This is a genomic window from Rathayibacter sp. Leaf299 (genome assembly GCF_001423055.1).
In the GTDB taxonomy this organism is placed as follows: Bacteria; Actinomycetota; Actinomycetes; order Actinomycetales; family Microbacteriaceae; genus Rathayibacter; species Rathayibacter caricis.
Window position 1 is genome coordinate 87965 of sequence record NZ_LMNT01000003.1, and the last position, 18096, is coordinate 106060.

Here is an 18096-nt window from a genome sequence, read left to right on the forward strand (position 1 = left end):
CGGTGAGCGGGCGCAGGCTCAAGTACTCGGTCATCCTCGGGATCGTCCTGCTCGCGGCGCTCGAGTTGACCTCCTCGACGCAGCCGTGGTTCGCGCTGGAGCTCGCGGACGACTCCGGAGCGCTGGACGTCTCGGGCACCGTGGCCGCACCTGCGCTCTCGGCTCTCGCGCTGGCGGGACTCGCGCTGGCGGCCGCCCTCGCGATCGCCGGCCCCGCCTTCCGCATCGTGCTCGGACTCCTGCAGGTGCTGCTCGGCGGCTCCGTCGTGCTGGCGTCCACGACCGCGCTCGGCGACCCGGTGCGTGCCGGCTCGGCCGCAGTGACGGAGGCGACCGGCATCGCGGGCGAACGGTCGGTGGCGGCGCTCGTCGACTCCTGGAGCTCGACCGCCTGGCCCGTCCTCGCGGTGATCGCCGGCGCCCTGACCGCCCTGCTGGGCGTCCTGGTCCTCGCCACGGTCCGCCGCTGGCCGGACGCGCGGAAGAAGAAGCGCGTGTCGCGCTTCGAGCCCGCCGACGGCTACGGGCACGGCGCCTCGAGCGTCGAGACGGACGACGGCACGATCGATCCGGTCGTCTCCTGGGACGAGCTCTCCCGCGGCGACGACCCCACGTCCCGGCGCTGACAGGGAGCCCGCGACCCGCCTCCCCGGCGCGGGGGGCCTCGGGCGCGAACCGCTAGACTGCTGTGGTCCCGATGCCCGTCCAGGAGGAGAACCATGAGCACCGAGCACGACGAAGACAGCCACGGCCACTCGCCGGCCGCATGGACGGCCGTCGTCATCATGCTGGTCGGGTTCACCGTCGGCACGATCGCCTTCTGGTTCGACGTCCCGCTCGTCGTCTGGCTCTCCGCCGGTCTCGTGATCGTCGGCCTCCTCGTGGGCATGGGCATGGCCAAGGCCGGCTACGGAGTGAACGGCTCCAAGGCCAACCCGAAGGCGCGCGCCTAGGTGCTGACCGATCTGACCGCCGGCGCCCTGGCCGACGCGGCGACGCGCCGCGAGACCGTCCCCCTCGCCGAGGTCGAGCGGCGCGCAGCCCTGCGCGCTCCCGCGATCGACGCGCTGGCGGCGCTGGCTCCGGCCGAGCGCGTCCGCGTCATCGCCGAGGTCAAGCGCTCGAGCCCCTCGCGCGGCGCCCTCGCCGAGATCCCCGATCCCGCCGCCCTCGCCGCGCAGTACGAGCAGGGGGGAGCGAGCGCGATCAGCGTCCTCACCGAGCAGCGCCGCTTCAAGGGGTCGCTCGACGACCTCGAGGCGGTGCGCGCCCGGGTGTCGATCCCCGTCCTGCGCAAGGACTTCATCGCCGAGCCCTACCAGGTGCTCGAGGCGCGCGCCGCGGGAGCCGACCTCGTGCTCCTCATCGTCGCCGCCCTCGAGCAGAGCGTGCTGCGCGAGCTGCACGCGCTCGTCCTCGAGCTCGGCATGACCCCGCTCGTCGAGACCCACTCGGCCGACGAGCTCGAGCGCGCCTCCGACCTCGGCGCCCGCCTCATCGGCGTGAACGCCCGCGACCTGTCCACCTTCCAGCTCGACCGCGACCTCTTCGGCCGCCTCTCCGAGCGCTTCCCCGCCGACGCGGTGAAGGTCGCCGAATCGGCGGTCCTCTCCGCCGACGACGTGGCCCACTACAGGCGCTCCGGCGCCGACGTCGTCCTCGTCGGGGAGGCCCTCGTCACCGGCGGCGACCCCGTTTCCACCCTCGCCAGCTTCCTGGCGCACTGACACCGACTGGCGGTACTGCCATGGCCCTCCGAGACGAACTCGGCCCCTACTTCGGCGACTTCGGCGGTCGCTACGTCCCCGAATCCCTCGTGGAGGCGCTCGACGAGCTGAGCGCCGAGTACGAGCGCACCAAGGTCGACCCGGAGTTCCACGCGGAGCTCATGGAGCTGCACCGCAGCTACACCGGGCGCCCCTCGATCATCACCGAGGTGCCGCGCTTCGCCGCGCACGCGGGCGGTGCGCGCATCATCCTCAAGCGCGAGGACCTGAACCACACCGGCTCGCACAAGATCAACAACGTGCTCGGCCAGGCGCTGCTCACCAAGCGCATCGGCAAGTCGCGCGTCATCGCCGAGACCGGCGCGGGACAGCACGGCGTCGCCACCGCGACCGCCGCGGCCCTCTTCGGCCTCGACTGCGTCGTGTACATGGGCGAGGTCGACACCGAGCGCCAGGCGCTGAACGTCGCCCGCATGCGCCTCCTGGGCGCCGAGGTCGTCTCGGTGAAGACCGGCTCGCGCACCCTCAAGGACGCGATCAACGACGCCATGCGCGATTGGGTGACGAACGTCGAGACGACGAACTACATCTTCGGCACCGTCGCGGGCCCGCACCCGTTCCCGGCGCTCGTGCGCGACTTCCAGAAGATCATCGGCGAGGAGGCGCGCGAGCAGGTCCTCGAGCTGACCGGCTCGCTCCCCACGGCCGTCACGGCCTGCGTCGGCGGCGGCTCCAACGCCATGGGCATCTTCCACGCCTTCCTCGACGACCCCGAGGTCCGCCTCGTCGGCTTCGAGGCCGGCGGCGACGGGATCGACACCCCGCGCCACGCGGCCACGATCAGCAAGGGGCGTCCCGGCGTCCTGCACGGCGCGCGCAGCTTCCTCCTCCAGGACGAGGACGGCCAGACCGTCGAGTCGCACTCGATCTCGGCCGGTCTCGACTACCCGGGCGTGGGCCCGGAGCACGCCTGGCTCGCGAGCATCGGACGCGCCGACTACCGCGCGGTCACCGACGGCGCCGCGATGGACGCGCTCAAGCTCCTCAGCCGCACCGAGGGCATCATCCCCGCGATCGAGTCCGCGCACGCCCTCGCCGGCACGCTCGAGCTCGGCCGCGAGCTCGGCCCCGAGGCGACGATCCTGGTCAACCTCTCGGGACGCGGCGACAAGGACATGACGACGGCCGCGCACTACTTCGGCCTGATGGACCAGGGAGCGGTGCAGTCGTGAGCGGAGTGGGACCGAGCGTCGCCGAGACCGTCCGCCGCCGCAACACGGAGGCGGCGGGCGCCCTGATCGGCTACCTCCCGGTCGGCTTCCCCGACCTCGCGACGAGCATCGACGCCGCGGTCGCCATGGCCGAGAACGGCGTCGACGCGATCGAGCTGGGCCTGCCCTACTCCGACCCGGTGATGGACGGCCCGGTGATCCAGGAGGCGACCCAGACCGCGATCGCCGGCGGCTTTAAGCTGCGCCACGGCTTCGAGGCCGTGCGCGAGATCCGCGCCCGGGTCGACGTGCCTGTCCTCGTGATGACCTACTACAACCCCGTGCTGCAGTACGGGGTCGAGCGGTTCGCGACCGACCTCGCGGAAGCGGGCGGATCGGGCCTCATCACGCCCGACCTCATCCCGGACGAGGGCGCCGAGTGGATCGCCGTCTCCGAACGCCTCGGTCTCGACCGCGTCTTCCTCGCTGCCCCGTCCTCCACCGATGAGCGCCTGCGCCAGGCGGTCTCCTCGAGCCGCGGCTTCGTCTACGCGGTGTCCACCATGGGCATCACCGGCGCCCGCACCGACGTCGACACCGCCGCGCGCACGCTCGTCGACCGCCTGCGCAGCGCGGGCTCCGACAGCGCGTGCGTGGGCCTGGGCATCTCGACGGGGGAGCAGGTCGCCGAGATCCTCGCCTACGCCGACGGTGCGATCGTCGGGTCGGCGCTGGTCCGCGCGCTCGCCTCCGGGGGAGTCGACGCGGTGGCCGAGACGGCACGCGGTCTGGCAGCCGGAACGCGTCCGCGCGCCTGACGCCTCCCACTACAATCGGGATGCCCGTCGGGGCGCGACGTCGTCGTGCCCGGGGAGCCCCTCCGTTCGAAAGGTCGACGTACCGGTGTCCGTACCGCTGAGCATCCCGAGCCCGCCCGAGGCGTGGAGTCAGTACGACTTCACGCTCTTCGAGCGGACCTTCTCGATCCACACCTACGCGCTGTGCATCCTCGCCGGCATCGTGGTCGCCACGATCATGACGAACGCGCGCCTCAACCGCCGCGGTGCCGAGCCGTGGGTCGTGCTCGACATCATCATCTGGGCCGTCCCGCTCGGCATCGTCGGTGCTCGCGTTTACCACGTGCTCACCCACCCCGGCGACTACTTCTTCGAGGGCGCCGATCTGCTGCGCACCCTCTACATCTGGGAGGGCGGCAACGCCATCTTCGGCGGTCTGATCGGAGGCGCGGTCGGCGCCTGGATCGGCTGCCGCTGGACCGGGATCCGCTTCTGGACCTTCGCCGACGCCCTCGCGCCCGGCATGCTCGCCGCGCAGGCCCTCGGCCGCCTGGGCAACTGGTTCAACGTCGAGCTCTACGGACTCCCGACCACTCTGCCGTGGGGGCTCGAGGTCCCGTCCTCCAACCCCGCCTTCCCCGTCGGACTCCCCGCCGACACCCTGTTCCACCCCACGTTCCTCTACGAGATCCTCTGGAACGTCGTCGGCATCGGCGTCATCCTCGTCGCCGAGCGCCGCTTCCGGCTCCAGTGGGGCGACGTCTTCGGCGTCTACCTCGTCTGGTACGGCATCGGCCGCATCTGGTTCGAGTCGATCCGCATCGACCCGAGCGAGGTGTTCCTGGGGCTCCGCACCAACGTGTGGGCCGCCCTGATCGCCGTCGTGATCGGCCTCGCGATCGTCATCGTCCAGGGTCGCGAGCACACCGGCGACGAGCCGTCCCCGTACCGGCCCGGCAAGGAGTGGAAGCCCGAAGCGGCTGGGGTAGAATTCGAGGACGTCGAGTCCGACTCGCACGCACCCACCAGCACTGCTTCCGGCGACGACGCCGACACGAAGACGGTCTCCCGCACCTGACGGAGGCCGCGGAACTCCGCGGCCTCCCGTCCGATGCCCGACAACCGCACGATCGCACTCCACGGCTCAGCCACAAGCGCTGCCGCGTGTCGTCCGTGCGGTCACGCCGACGGCGCGTGACCCCCACGACACGGCCCTCCCGATCGGGGAGCCGACCCTCCATCACCACCCTGCGGGCCAGCGACGTCCCCATCCGCCACAACTCTCGTGAGGACGGTTCCTGACATGGCACCCGCCCAGCCCTCGCCCCGCGTCCCCGTCGTGCCGTTTCTCGGCACTCCGCCCGCCCAGGGGATGTACGACCCCAGCGCCGAGAAGGACGCGTGCGGACTCGCGATGGTCGCCACCATGCGCGGCACCGCCGGGCACGACATCATCGACGCCGCGCTCGACGCCCTGCGCAATCTCGAGCATCGCGGCGCGGTCGGCTCCGATGCGGGCACCGGCGACGGCGCCGGCATCATCACGCAGATCCCGGACGACTTCCTCCGCGCGGTCGCGACGTTCGAGCTGCCCCCGCTCGGGCAGTACGCCGTCGGCAACGCGTTCCTCCCGGTCGACGTCTTCGAGCGCGAGCGGGTGAAGTCGACGATCGCCGAGATCGCCTGCGAGGAGAACCTGACGGTCGTCGGCTGGCGCTCCGTCCCGGTGCAGCCGGACGAGATCGGCACGCTCGCGCGCGCCGCGATGCCCGCGATCGAGCAGCTCTACGTCCGGAGCGACCTGACCGACGAGACCGGCACGCCGTTCTCCTCCGTGCGCCTGGACCGGCTGACCTTCCGCCTCCGCAAGCGCGTCGAGCGCGAGCTCGAGGTGTACTTCATGTCGCTGTCGAGCCGCACGCTCGTCTACAAGGGCATGGTCACGACCCTCCAGCTGGAGCCGTTCTACCCCGACCTGCAGGACGAGCGCTTCACCTCGAAGCTCGCCCTCGTGCACTCGCGGTACTCGACGAACACGTTCCCGTCGTGGCCGCTCGCGCAGCCGTTCCGGATGATCGCGCACAACGGCGAGATCAACACCGTGCAGGGCAACCGCAACTGGATGCGCGCCCGCCAGTCCCAGCTGAAGAGCAAGGAGCTGGGCGACCTCTCGCCGCTGTTCCCGATCGTCTCTCCCGGTCGCAGCGACTCCGCCTCGTTCGACGAGACCGTGGAGCTCCTCAACCTCGCCGGCCGCTCGCTGCCGCACGCGATCATGATGATGGTGCCGGAGGCGTGGGAGAACCAGGCCGCCGCGATCGACCAGAAGCGCCGCGCGTTCTACGAGTACCACTCGATGCTCATGGAGCCGTGGGACGGTCCCGCCGCGATCGTCTTCACCGACGGCGAGCTCGTCGGCGCCACGCTCGACCGCAACGGACTCCGCCCGGGCCGCTACGTCGTCACCGACGACGGTCTCGTCGTGCTCGCGAGCGAGATCGGCGTGCTCGACATCGACCCCGCGAAGGTGGTCCGCAAGGGACGCCTGCAGCCCGGACGCATGTTCCTGGTCGACACGGAGCAGGGCCGCATCGTCGAGGACGAGGAGATCAAGGGCCAGCTCGCCGAGTCCGGCCCCTTCGAGGAGTGGCTCGACAAGGGCCGGATCAACCTCAAGGACCTGCCCGAGCGCGAGCACATCGTGCACACGCCGGCGTCCGTGAACCGCCGTCAGCGCACGTTCGGCTACACCGAGGAGGAGGTCCGCCTCCTCCTGCTGCCCATGGCGAAGGCCGGCGCCGAACCGCTCGGAGCGATGGGCTCGGACACGCCCGTCGCCGTGCTGTCCAAGCGCCCCCGACTGCTGTTCGACTACTTCACCCAGGCGTTCGCGCAGGTCACCAACCCGCCGCTCGACTCGATCCGCGAGGAGGTCGTCACGTCGTTGCGCCTCGGGCTCGGCCCGGAGCGCAACCTGCTGTCGGCCGGAGCCGAGCACGCCCGCCAGGTCGTCCTCGACTTCCCGGTGATCGACAACGACGAGCTGGCCAAGATCCAGCACATCGCGCCGCGTCCGCTCAGCCACATCACGACGACGATCCGCGGCCTCTACCGCGTCGATGCCGGGCCGCGCGCCATGCAGGACCGCATCGACGAGATGTGCAGCGAAGCCGACGAGGCGATCGCCGCCGGAGCGCAGTTCCTGGTGCTCTCGGACCGCGACTCCACGAAGGACCTCGCTCCGATCCCGTCGCTGCTGATGCTCGCCGCCGTGCACCACCACCTGATCCGCACCGAGAACCGGATGCGCGTCGGGCTGGTCGTCGAGGCCGGCGACGTCCGCGAGGTGCACCACGTCGCGACGCTGATCGGCTACGGCGCCTCCGCGGTCAACCCGTACCTCGCGATGGAGACCTGCGAGCAGCTCGTCCGCAGCGGCATGCTCTCGGACATCTCGCCCGAGAAGGCCGTGAAGAACGTGATCAAGGCGCTCGGCAAGGGCGTCCTCAAGATCATGTCCAAGATGGGCATCTCGACCGTGTCGAGCTACGCGGGAGCGCAGACCTTCGAGGCCGTCGGCCTCAGCCAGGCCTTCGTCGACCAGTACTTCACCGGCACCGTCTCGAAGCTCGGCGGCATCGGGATCGACGTCGTCGCCGAGGAGAACGCCGCGCGCCACCGCGCCGCTTACCCGGAGGACGGCGCGGTCGTCGCGCACGAGCGCCTGGCGGTCGGCGGCGAGTACCAGTGGCGCCGCGACGGTGCTCCGCACCTCTTCAACCCCGACACCGTCTTCCGCCTGCAGCACTCCACGCGCAACCGCCGCTACGACGTGTTCCGCGAGTACACGAAGATGGTCGACGACCAGGCGAGCTCGCTCATGACCCTGCGCGGCATGTTCACTCTCGACACCGAGGGCCGCACGCCGGTGCCGATCGACGAGGTCGAGCCGGTCGAGTCGATCGTCAAGCGCTTCTCGACGGGAGCGATGAGCTACGGCTCCATCTCGCCCGAGGCGCACGAGACGCTCGCGATCGCGATGAACCGCCTCGGCGCCAAGTCGAACACCGGCGAGGGCGGCGAGGACACGGAGCGACTGCTCGACCCCGAGCGCCGCTCCGCCATCAAGCAGGTCGCCTCCGGGCGCTTCGGCGTCACGAGCATGTACCTCACCCACGCCGACGACATCCAGATCAAGCTCGCCCAGGGCGCCAAGCCCGGCGAGGGCGGTCAGCTGCCGCCGACCAAGGTGTACCCGTGGATCGCGCGCACCCGTCACGCCACCGCCGGTGTCGGCCTCATCTCGCCGCCGCCGCACCACGACATCTACTCGATCGAGGACCTCAAGCAGCTGATCTTCGACCTCAAGCGCGCGAACCCCTCGGCCCGCATCCACGCCAAGCTGGTCAGCCAGTCCGGCATCGGCGCGGTCGCGGCGGGCACGGCGAAGGCCCTGGCCGACGTCATCCTGGTCTCGGGTCACGACGGCGGAACGGGCGCGAGCCCGGTCAACTCGCTCAAGCACGCGGGAACCCCGTGGGAGCTCGGCCTGGCCGAGACGCAGCAGACCCTCATGCTCAACGGCATGCGCGACCGCGTCGTGGTGCAGGTCGACGGCCAGATGAAGACCGGACGCGACGTCGTGATCGGCGCGCTGCTGGGAGCGGAGGAGTTCGGCTTCGCCACCGCTCCGCTGATCGTCGAGGGCTGCATCATGATGCGCGTCTGCCACCTCGACACCTGCCCCGTCGGCGTCGCCACGCAGAACCCGGAGCTGCGCAAGCGCTTCTCGGGCAAGCCCGAGTTCGTCGTCAACTTCTTCGAGTTCATCGCCCAGGAGGTGCGCGAGTACCTCTCGCAGCTCGGCTACCGGAGCATCGACGAGATCGTCGGCCACCGCGAGCTGCTCGACGTCAACCAGGCGATCGAGCACTGGAAGGCGAGCGGTCTCGACCTCACGCCGATCCTGGTCGGCCCCGTCTTCACGGCCGAGGAGCCGCGCCGCCACGGACGCGCGCAGGAGCACGAGCTCGAGAAGCACTTCGACAACGAGCTCATCCGGCTCGCGGCGAACGTGCTCGACCACCGCGGCACCGTCGCGATCGAGCGCGAGATCAAGAACACCGAGCGCGCCGTCGGCACGATGCTCGGCCACGAGGTCACCGTCCGCTTCGGCGAGAACGGGCTGCCGGCCGACTCCATCGTCGTGTCGCTGCGCGGCTCGGCCGGGCAGTCGCTCGGCGCCTTCCTCCCCGCGGGCATCACCCTGCGGCTCGAGGGCGACTCGAACGACTACGTCGGCAAGGGTCTCTCGGGCGGTCAGATCGTGGTGCGGCCCGACCGCCGCAGCACCTTCGACGCGTCGACCAACGTGATCGCGGGCAACGTCATCGGCTACGGGGCGACCCAGGGCACGATGTTCATCCGCGGCATGGTCGGCGAGCGCTTCCTGGTCCGCAACTCCGGAGCGACCGCGGTCGTCGAGGGAGTGGGCGACCACGCTCTCGAGTACATGACCGGCGGACTCGCCGTGATCCTCGGCGACACCGGGCGCAACCTCGGTGCCGGCATGTCCGGCGGCACGGCCTACGTGCACGGCCTCAAGCGCGAGCTCGTCAACCGCGACGCGCTCGCCTCCGGGGAGCTCACGCTCTCGGCGCTCGACAGCGCCGACGTCGAGATGCTCCGCGACCTGCTCGAGCGACACGTCGCCGAGACCGAGTCCACCCTGGCCCAGGGCATGCTCGACGATTTCGACGGAACCGTCTCGCGTTTCGTCAAGGTACTGCCCCGCGACTTCGCCGCGGTGCTCGCGACGCGCGCATCCGCTGTCGAAGAGGGGCTCGACCCCGACGGCGACGTCGTCTGGGGACGGATTCTGGAGGTGACCGGTGGCTGATCCCAAGGGGTTCCTGAAGGTGCAGGACCGGGAGCTGCCCAAGCGGCGCCCGGTGTCCGTGCGGCTGATGGACTGGAAAGAGGTGTACGAGCAGGGCGACTCCGCCGTGCTGCGTCGCCAGGCCGGACGCTGCATGGACTGCGGCATCCCGTTCTGCCACAAGGGCTGCCCGCTCGGGAACCTGATCCCGGAGTGGAATGACCTGATGTGGCGCGGCGAGGGCCGCCAGGCCATCGAGCGCCTGCACGCGACGAACAACTTCCCCGAGTTCACGGGCCGGCTCTGCCCGGCTCCCTGCGAGTCGTCCTGCGTGCTCGGCATCAACCAGCCCGCGGTCACGATCAAGCAGATCGAGGTCTCGATCATCGACCAGGCCTTCGGCAACGACTGGGTGCAGCCGCACCCGCCGGAGCGCCTCACCGGCAAGACCGTCGCGGTCGTCGGCTCCGGCCCCGCGGGTCTCGCGGCGGCGCAGCAGCTCACCCGCGCCGGGCACACCGTCGCCGTGTACGAGCGCGACGACCGCATCGGCGGCCTCCTGCGCTACGGCATCCCGGACTTCAAGATGGAGAAGAAGCACCTCGAGCTGCGACTGAACCAGATGAAGGCGGAGGGCACCCGCTTCCGCGCGGGCGTCGACATCGGCTCGGACATCACCTGGGACGACCTCCGGGCGCGCTACGACGCCGTCGTGGTCGCGACCGGCGCCCTCGTGCCGCGCGACCTGCCGATCCCGGGCCGCGACCTCTCGGGCGTGCACTTCGCCATGGAGTACCTCGTGCAGTCCAACCGCGTGCTCGCTGGCGACACCGTCTTCGAGCAGATCAGCGCGGAGGGCAAGCACGTCGTGGTCCTCGGCGGCGGCGACACCGGAGCCGACTGCATCGGCACGGCGCACCGTCAGAAGGCCGCCTCGGTCACCAACCTGGCGATCGGCAAGCAGCCGCCGTCGGAGCGTCCGGACAGCCAGCCCTGGCCGATGGACCCGACCGTGTTCGAGGTCTCCAGCGCCCACGAGGAGGGCGGCGAGCGGATGTTCCTCGCCTCCACCGTGGAGTTCCTCTCCAACGAGGTCGGCGAGGTCCGTGCGGTGCGCGTGGCCGAGACCGAGTACCTCGACGGCCGCCGCGTCCCCAAGAGCGGCACCGAGCGCGAGATCCCGGCCGACCTGGTCCTGCTGGCCCTGGGCTTCACCGGCCCGGAGTCGGACCGCCTCGCCGGTCAGCTGGCGGTCCCGTTCACGGACCGGGGCAACGTCGACCGCGGCGCCAACTTCGAGACGACCGCGCCCGGCGTGTTCGTCGCCGGAGACGCCGGTCGCGGCCAGTCCCTCATCGTGTGGGCGATCGCCGAGGGCCGCTCCGTCGCGGCCGAGGTCGACCGCTACCTCGAGGGCACCACGCAGCTCCCCGCGCCCGTCGGCCCGAACGACCGCGGCTTCACCCTCTAGTCCCGCCGAGGCGATAGTCTCGCGCTGGCAATCCCTGCTCACCCTCCCCGCTAACGACGCGCCTCCGGGCGCAGAACAACGGAGCACCCCCTCAATGAGACGAGCGAAAATCGTCGCCACCCTCGGCCCGGCAACGTCGTCGTACGAGACCATTCGTGCGATCATCGACGCCGGCGTGGACGTGGCCCGCATGAACCTCAGCCACGGCAGCTACGACGTCCACGAGGGCATCTACCGCATCGTCCGCAAGGCCGCCGACGACGCCGGCCGCGCGGTCGCGATCCTGGTCGACCTCCAGGGCCCGAAGATCCGCCTCGGCAAGTTCGAGGGCGGCCCGTACGCCCTCGCCGAGGGCGACGTCTTCACCATCACGACCGAGGACGTCCTGGGCACCAAGGAGCTCTCGGGCACCACGTTCAAGGGCCTGCCCGACGACGTGAACCCCGGCGACATGCTCCTCATCGACGACGGCAAGGTCGCGGTCCGCGTCACGGCCGTCGAGGGCCCCCGCGTCGTCACCGAGGTCGTCGTCCCCGGCAACGTCTCGAACAACAAGGGCATCAACCTGCCCGGTGTCGCCGTGAACGTCCCCGCGCTGTCGCAGAAGGACGAGGACGACCTGCGCTGGGCGATCCGCCTGGGCGCCGACATCATCGCGCTCTCCTTCGTGCGCAACGCGAGCGACATCACCCGCGTGCACGAGATCATGGCGGAGGAGGGTCGCAAGGCCCCCGTCATCGCCAAGATCGAGAAGCCGCAGGCGGTCGACAACCTGCAGGAGATCATCGACGTCTTCGACGGCATCATGGTCGCCCGCGGCGACCTCGGAGTCGAGCTGCCCCTGGAGGCCGTGCCGATCGTGCAGAAGCACGCCGTCGAGCTCGCCCGCCGCTGGGCCAAGCCCGTCATCGTCGCGACGCAGATGCTCGAGTCGATGATCGAGAGCCCCCGCCCGACCCGCGCCGAGGCGTCCGACGTTGCGAACGCGATCCTCGACGGCGCCGACGCGGTCATGCTCTCGGGCGAGACCAGCGTCGGAGCCTGGCCGGTCGTGACCGTCCAGACCATGGCGCGCATCGTCGAGTCGACCGAGGAGCACGGCCTCGAGCGGATCCCCCCGCTCGGCAGCAAGCCGCGCACTCAGGGCGGCTCGGTCACCCTCGCCGCCGCCGAGGTCGCCGAGTTCGTCGAGGCGAAGTTCCTCTGCGTGTTCACCGAGTCGGGCGACTCCGTGCGCCGCATGACCCGCCTGCGCCACGGCATCCCGATCATCGGCTTCACCCCGGAGCCCGCCGTCCGCCGACGGATGGCGCTCAACTGGGGCGTCCAGTCCTTCGTCACGCCGCGCGTCAACCACACCGACGCGATGTTCGCGCAGGTCGACGCCGTGCTGCTCAACAAGGGCCTCGCGAAGCCCGGCGAGACGGTCGTCGTCGTCTCCGGCTCGCCCCCCGGACGCGCCGGCACCACCAACGACATGCGCGTGCACGTCGTCGGCTCCTCCAGCTCGGTCGAACCGGTGGAGAACTGGGACCACTGAGTTCCTGAAGGGCCCGGTCGCTGTGCGACCGGGCCCTTCGACGTTCTCCTCGTTCCTCGTCGATCGTCGCGCGGTCGGCATTCGCATGGGGTCGCGCACCAGGGAGCGGGTCGCGTTCCGGGTACGACGATCCGCTCGCACGCGGATCGCCGGTGACCCTGGGAGGGGTGAGGGTGGTCGTCCGCGGCACTGCGGGACCAGGAGCCTGCGCCACCTCTGCTCGTCGAGTAGGCGCGCAGCGCGTGGACCAGGGGCGGACGCCACCCCGGCTGGTCGAGTAGGCGCGCTGCGCCTGGACCAGGGGCGGACGCCACCCTTGCTGGTCGAGGAGCCGCGCAGCGGCGTATCGAGACCCACGTCCTCCCGGCTGTCGGACCCCGCTCACGCGGTCGTCCTGCTGATCTCGCCGCGCGAAGGGAACGGCTCCTGAGGCCGCATCGACTCCGGACCTCAGTCGCGGACCACTCAGGCGTGTCCGGAGCGCGGGCGGCGCCGCGCTAGCGTGGGCGCATGAGACTCGGCGTGCTCGACATCGGCTCCAACACGGTCCACCTGCTCCTCGTCGACGCTCATCCCGGAGCCCGCCCCGTCCCGTACCGCTCGCACAAGCGCAGCCTCGCGCTGGTCGCGTACCTGGACGCCGCAGGGGACATCACCGAGGAGGGGCAGCGCGAGCTGATCTCGTTCGTCACGGAGGCGCGCGACGTCGCTCGCGAGCACCGCGCGGAGGACGTCCTCGCCTTCGCGACCTCGGCGATCCGAGAGGCGGGCAACGGCGCCGAGGTCCTCGCCCGGGTCCGCGAGGAGACCGGCGTGCACCTCCAGGAGCTGGGTGGAGAGGCCGAGGCGTCCGCCACCTTCCTGGCCGTCCGTCGCTGGTTCGGCTGGGGCGCGGGCTCGATCCTCGATCTCGACATCGGCGGCGGCTCCTTCGAGCTGTCGATGGGAGTGGACGAGGTGCCGGAGCTGGCCGTCTCGGTGCCGCTGGGCGCGGGACGGGTGACGCGCGACCTGCTGCAGGGCGATCCTCCGTCGGCGGTGAGCGTCAAGGCGGCTCGACGGCACGCCCGAGACCTGCTCGCCGATCCCGCCCGCGCGTTCCTCGCGCTGGGCCGTCCCGATCTGGTCGCCGGCACCTCGAAGACGTTCCGCTCGCTCGCGCGCATCACCGGCGCCGCTCCGAGCGCCGCTGGCCCCCTGGTGCGCCGCGAGCTGCACCTCGTCGACCTCCGGCTCTGGAGCTCGCGACTGGCGGCGATCAGCGCGGCCGACCGCTCCGCGCTGCCCGGCGTCTCCTCTCTCCGCGCGCCGCAGCTGCTCGCCGGCGCCCTGGTCGCCGAGGCGGCCATGGATGCGCTCGGCGTCGAGAAGCTCGTGATCTGCCCGTGGGCCACCCGCGAGGGGCTGATCATCCGCCGCTTCGAGCTCCTCGACGCGCAGCTGCAGCGCGAGGACCTTCAGCTGAGCGCGATGCTGTAGGAGAAGGCCCGCTGCTCGCCCGGTGCCAGCACGAACTGCCTGGGCTTGTCGACGATGTCGCCGTCCCAGCCCGCCGGCGTGGGGATGCTGCGCCAGGGCTCGATGCAGACGAACGGGGCGCCGACCGGCTTCCAGATGCCGACGACGTCGAAGTCTCCCGCGTCGACGGTGATCGAGCGGGCTCCATCGGCCTCGAGGGTCATCACTCGGCGCTTCGGAGTGTCGAAGATCACCGCGTCCTTCTCGAACCAGGCGTCGACGACGACGAGGGCGCCGTCGACGAGCGGTGAGGGGAAGCGCGGCTCGGCGAGCAGGTTCCCCGGCGCGCGGCGGAAGCCCTCCGGCTCCTCCTCGGCGAAGCGGATGCGGTGCTCGCCGTTCCCGCCGGGGAGCGGCAGCGCGAACGCCGGGTGGTTGCCCACCGACGCGCCCAGCGGCCCGGTTCCGCGGTTCTCGACGGTCTGCGTGATCCGCAGCGTCGATCCGGTCACGGCGTAGGCGACGAGCAGGGTCCAGTCGAACGGGAAGACCTCGCGGGTCGCGGCGTCGCTGCGGAGTCGGAACACCGCCTCGTCGCCCGAGGCGCCCACGAGCTCGAAGGACCGATCGCGGGCGAAGCCGTGCTGCCCCATCGGGTAGGAGACGCCGTCGTGGTGGAGGGTGTCGTCGGGCAGGCGGCCGATGATCGGGAACAGGACGGGCGCGTGCCGCCGCCACTCCGGGCCCGCCTGCCAGAGGTACTCGAGTCCTCCGGCATCGCGGAGCGACGTGAGCTCGGCTCCGGCCGTGGTGACGGAGACGCGGAGCTCATCGCTCCCGATCTCGAGGCGGACAGGGGTGGGGGAGTCGCTCGTGGTCATGCGCCGATTCTCCTCGCCGCAGCGGTCCTGCGGGGGACCGGCGAGCGTGTCGGAGGGCCGTGGGAGCATGGGGCCGTGCCTCCCGAACCGCTCCCGTCCGCCTGGCGTGCCCGTCTCGGCGAGCTCAGCGGCTCGGAGGAGCGGCCGGACGTCGTGGCCGGGCCGCTCACTCCCATCGGGCTGCAGTTCGAGCTGCGCCGTCTCGTGCGACGCGCCGACGATCCGTGGCGGGCGCCGTCGAGCGAGCGCGTCGGCGCGAAGGACTACGACCCCGCCGCCCGCGACGACCACCGGCTCGCCACGCGGCCCGTCGTCCCGGGGCGCGGCGGGGCCTGGAACCGCTCGACGCTCACCTGGAAGTCGCTGAACTTCCAGACGCACCGCCTCTCGCTCGATCCGGCCCACCAGCGCTGGTTCGCGGAGTTCGCCGCCCTGCACCGCGCGACGCGGACCGTGCACCTCGGGCAGGACCCTGACTGGATCCACCTCGACGACTACGAGAGCCCGCTGCTCTGGCGCCTGCTCGAGCAGGCCCCCACCCTCGGGATCCCCCTGCTGGCGCCGGACCGCCGCGCGGTGCGCCTCGGCCCCGCTGCGCACGTCGCCCTCCTCGCGACCGATCGGTCCGGAGCGCTCGAGCTGAGACCGGTCCTCCGCCTCGGCGAGGAGGACCGGCAGCTCGACGAGGTCCGCCCGGTCGCGCGCCACGGCGTCTACCTCGTCGAGGGCGGGGATCCGTCCGCACTGCTCCTCGCGCCGGCCGCGGCTGCGCTGGAGGACGAGGAGCTGCGTCTGCTCCGTCATCCGGAGGCGACGAGCGTGCCCGCGGAGGACGTCGACGAGTTCCTCCACGACCACCTCCCCGCCCTGCGCGGCCGGGTCGCCGTCCGGCCGAGCGGACCGGGCGTCGAGATCGACGAGCCGGAGCCGCCGAGGCTGGTCTGCACAGTGTCCTTCGAGCCCCGCCGCGCAGTGCGGGTGAGCTGGCGTTGGCGGCGCAGCGCCGATCGCTCGAGCGAGATCGACGGCGAGGGCACGGAGTTCCTCGAGGCGGCGATCCTGCGGCGCGCGACCGCCGTGCTCGCGGAGGCCGGGTCCCCGGTCGTCCCCGATCTCGAGGCCGGTGTCCTCCTGCGCGGAGCGGACGCCGCGGTGTTCGTCGTCGAGCACCTGCCGCGTCTCGAGGAGGTCGGCGGGGTGCGGGTGGAGCGCGAGGGCGTCCCGCCCGACTACCGGCTCCTGAACGGCGATCTCACCCTCACGGTGACGGCGGTCGACACCGCCGACGCCGACTGGTTCGACCTCGCCGTCGTCGTGACGATCGGCGATGTGAGCGTGCCGTTCCTCCCGCTGTTCCGCGCGCTCTCGGCCGGTGGCGACCGCATCCGGCTCGTCGACCACTCCTACCTCTCGCTCGCCCATCCGGGGCTCGATCGACTGCGCGAGCTGCTGAACCGCGCCGATCAGCTCGACGAGTGGGAGACGGGTCCGCGGCTCGGCCGGCACCAGACGGCGCTGTGGGAGGAGCTGGAGGAGCTCGCCGACGACAGCGTCGCCTCGGACGCGTGGCGGCAGGTCCTGCAGCAGGCGCTGGCGGCCGGGGTTCCGGGAGACGTTGCCGCTCCCGAGGGCCTCCGCGCCGAGCTCCGGCCCTACCAGCAGGAGGGGTTCTCGTGGCTCGCCCATCGCCGACGGCACGGTCTCGGCGGGATCCTCGCCGACGACATGGGGCTCGGCAAGACCCTGCAGGCCCTCGCGATGATGCTGGAGGCGGTCGAGCAGGCGCGCGCGTCGGGGGAGCGGTGCGCGCCGTTCCTCGTCGTCGCTCCGACCTCGGTGGTGCCCGGCTGGGCCTCCGAGGCGGCGCGCTTCGCCCCCGGGCTGCGGGTGCACACGGTCTCGAGCGCGAGGACCGGTGTCGCGGGGATACCGGACGAGGCCGATCTCGTCGTCACGAGCTACGCCGTCCTACGCCTGGCCGCGGAGGAGTGGGCTGCTCGGAGCTGGTCCGCCCTGGTCCTCGACGAGGCCCAGTTCGTCAAGAACCCCGCATCGCAGACCCACCGGGCGGCTCGCTCGCTCGGCGCGCCGATCGTGCTCGCGCTGACCGGCACTCCGCTCGAGAACTCGCTCGACGAGCTCTGGGCGATCCTCGCGCTGACGGCGCCCGGCCTCCTGCCCCCGCTGCGCCGATTCCAGGAGGAGTACACGCGGCCGATCCAGCACGCGGAAGCGCCGCTGGGCATCGCGTCGCCCGACCTGTCCGAGGGGCGGACCGTCTCGCAGGAGGAGGGAGCGCGCCGCCGGCTCGAGCGCCTCCGCCGACGCGTGCGCCCGTTCCTCCTGCGCCGGACGAAGGAGGCGGTCGCGCCCGAGCTGCCCGAGAAGCAGGAGCAGACGATCGAGGTGACCCTCGCTCCCGCGCACCGCGTGCTCTACGACGGCTATCTGCAGCGCGAGCGGAGGAAGCTGCTGGGCCTGGTCGAGGACCTCGACCGGCAGCGGTTCACCGTCTTCCGCTCGCTCACCCTCCTGCGGATGCTGGCGCTCGACGCCTCCCTGGTCGATCCCTCCTACCGGCACGTGCCCTCGGCCAAGCTCGACGCTCTGGTGGAGCAGCTCGACGACGTGCTGGCCGAGGGACGGCGCGCGCTCGTCTTCAGCACGTTCACCTCGTACCTGGAGCGGGCGGCGGAGCGACTGCGGGCGCGAGGGGTCCCGTTCGTGCAGCTCGACGGATCGACGCGCGACCGGGCCGGAGTCGTCGAGTCCTTCCGCTCCGGCGACGCGCCGGTGTTCCTCATCAGCCTGAAGGCGGGCGGCACCGGCCTCACCCTCACGGAGGCGGACCACGTCTTCATCCTCGACCCCTGGTGGAACCCGGCGGCCGAGGCCCAGGCCGTCGACCGGGCGCACCGCATCGGGCAGCAGCGCCGGGTCAACGTCTACCGTCTGGTCGCCCTCGACACGATCGAGGAGAAGATCGTGCGGCTGAAGGAGCGCAAGGCCCGCCTCGGCGCCGCCGTCCTGGACGACGGGGAGCTGTTCTCGCAGGCGCTGACGGCCGACGACGTGCGCGAGCTGCTGGCCGAGTAGCGAGGCGCGTTAGGCCGAAAGGGTGACAGACAGCCGC

At 71.6% G+C, this 18096-nt stretch carries 12 protein-coding genes; 11 read left to right on the forward strand and 1 reads right to left on the reverse strand.

What is annotated here, in order from left to right:
* Window positions 1-2: 2 nt before the first annotated feature.
* The 10 genes from ASF48_RS12050 to ASF48_RS12095 all read left to right on the forward strand — a co-directional run bounded on the left by ASF48_RS12050 (window position 3) and on the right by ASF48_RS12095 (window position 14103).
* On the forward strand, window positions 3-626 hold the full coding sequence (locus tag ASF48_RS12050) for a Trp biosynthesis-associated membrane protein (RefSeq protein ID WP_055791851.1): 624 nt from the start codon (window positions 3-5) through the stop codon (window positions 624-626).
* A 93-nt stretch (window positions 627-719) separates the two neighbouring features.
* Window positions 720-953 (forward strand): DUF6704 family protein, encoded by a 234-nt coding sequence (locus ASF48_RS12055; RefSeq protein WP_055791855.1) that lies wholly within the window; start codon window positions 720-722, stop codon window positions 951-953.
* A complete protein-coding gene (gene trpC / locus ASF48_RS12060) occupies window positions 954-1727 on the forward strand; it encodes an indole-3-glycerol phosphate synthase TrpC (protein ID WP_055791857.1) in 774 nt (257 codons plus the stop codon).
* Window positions 1728-1747: 20 nt separating this feature from the next.
* On the forward strand, window positions 1748-2959 hold the full coding sequence (gene trpB / locus ASF48_RS12065) for a tryptophan synthase subunit beta (protein WP_055791860.1): 1212 nt from the start codon (window positions 1748-1750) through the stop codon (window positions 2957-2959).
* Window positions 2956-3756, forward strand: coding sequence for a tryptophan synthase subunit alpha (gene trpA / locus ASF48_RS12070; protein WP_055791863.1), 801 nt, complete (start codon window positions 2956-2958; stop codon window positions 3754-3756). Before trpB ends, trpA begins: the two co-directional genes overlap by 4 nt.
* A gap of 85 nt (window positions 3757-3841) precedes the next feature.
* The gene (gene lgt, locus ASF48_RS12075; RefSeq protein WP_230670495.1) at window positions 3842-4813 is read left to right on the forward strand and encodes a prolipoprotein diacylglyceryl transferase; all 972 of its coding nucleotides are present in this window, start codon (window positions 3842-3844) and stop codon (window positions 4811-4813) included.
* Window positions 4814-5038: 225 nt separating this feature from the next.
* A complete protein-coding gene (gene gltB / locus ASF48_RS12080) occupies window positions 5039-9634 on the forward strand; it encodes a glutamate synthase large subunit (RefSeq protein ID WP_055791865.1) in 4596 nt (1531 codons plus the stop codon).
* On the forward strand, window positions 9627-11084 hold the full coding sequence (locus ASF48_RS12085) for a glutamate synthase subunit beta (protein ID WP_055791868.1): 1458 nt from the start codon (window positions 9627-9629) through the stop codon (window positions 11082-11084). The genes gltB and ASF48_RS12085 overlap by 8 nt, the downstream gene beginning before the upstream one ends.
* A 94-nt stretch (window positions 11085-11178) precedes the next feature.
* Window positions 11179-12624, forward strand: a complete 1446-nt coding sequence (gene pyk, locus ASF48_RS12090) for a pyruvate kinase (protein WP_055791872.1) — start codon at window positions 11179-11181, stop codon at window positions 12622-12624.
* A gap of 510 nt (window positions 12625-13134) precedes the next feature.
* A complete protein-coding gene (locus ASF48_RS12095) occupies window positions 13135-14103 on the forward strand; it encodes a Ppx/GppA phosphatase family protein (RefSeq protein WP_055791875.1) in 969 nt (322 codons plus the stop codon).
* Here ASF48_RS12095 and ASF48_RS12100 read toward each other — a convergent pair.
* Window positions 14082-14963, reverse strand: coding sequence for an aldose 1-epimerase family protein (locus ASF48_RS12100; protein WP_055791878.1), 882 nt, complete (start codon window positions 14961-14963; stop codon window positions 14082-14084). The genes ASF48_RS12095 and ASF48_RS12100 overlap by 22 nt on opposite strands.
* Before the next feature lie 75 nt (window positions 14964-15038).
* Between ASF48_RS12100 and ASF48_RS12105 the strand changes: the two genes are divergently transcribed.
* Window positions 15039-18059 (forward strand): DEAD/DEAH box helicase, encoded by a 3021-nt coding sequence (locus tag ASF48_RS12105; protein ID WP_235577246.1) that lies wholly within the window; start codon window positions 15039-15041, stop codon window positions 18057-18059.
* The last annotated feature ends 37 nt before the right edge of the window (window positions 18060-18096 follow it).

Excerpts from the sequence above, each read along its gene's own strand:
- ASF48_RS12095 (WP_055791875.1), top strand. The coding sequence starts at position 13,135 with ATGAGACTCGGCGTGCTCGACATCGGCTCCAACACGGTCCACCTGCTC.
- ASF48_RS12100 (WP_055791878.1), bottom strand. The coding sequence starts at position 14,963 with ATGACCACGAGCGACTCCCCCACCCCTGTCCGCCTCGAGATCGGGAGC.
- gltB (WP_055791865.1), top strand. The coding sequence starts at position 5,039 with ATGGCACCCGCCCAGCCCTCGCCCCGCGTCCCCGTCGTGCCGTTTCTC.
- trpB (WP_055791860.1), top strand. The coding sequence starts at position 1,748 with ATGGCCCTCCGAGACGAACTCGGCCCCTACTTCGGCGACTTCGGCGGT.
- ASF48_RS12055 (WP_055791855.1), top strand. The coding sequence starts at position 720 with ATGAGCACCGAGCACGACGAAGACAGCCACGGCCACTCGCCGGCCGCA.
- pyk (WP_055791872.1), top strand. The coding sequence starts at position 11,179 with ATGAGACGAGCGAAAATCGTCGCCACCCTCGGCCCGGCAACGTCGTCG.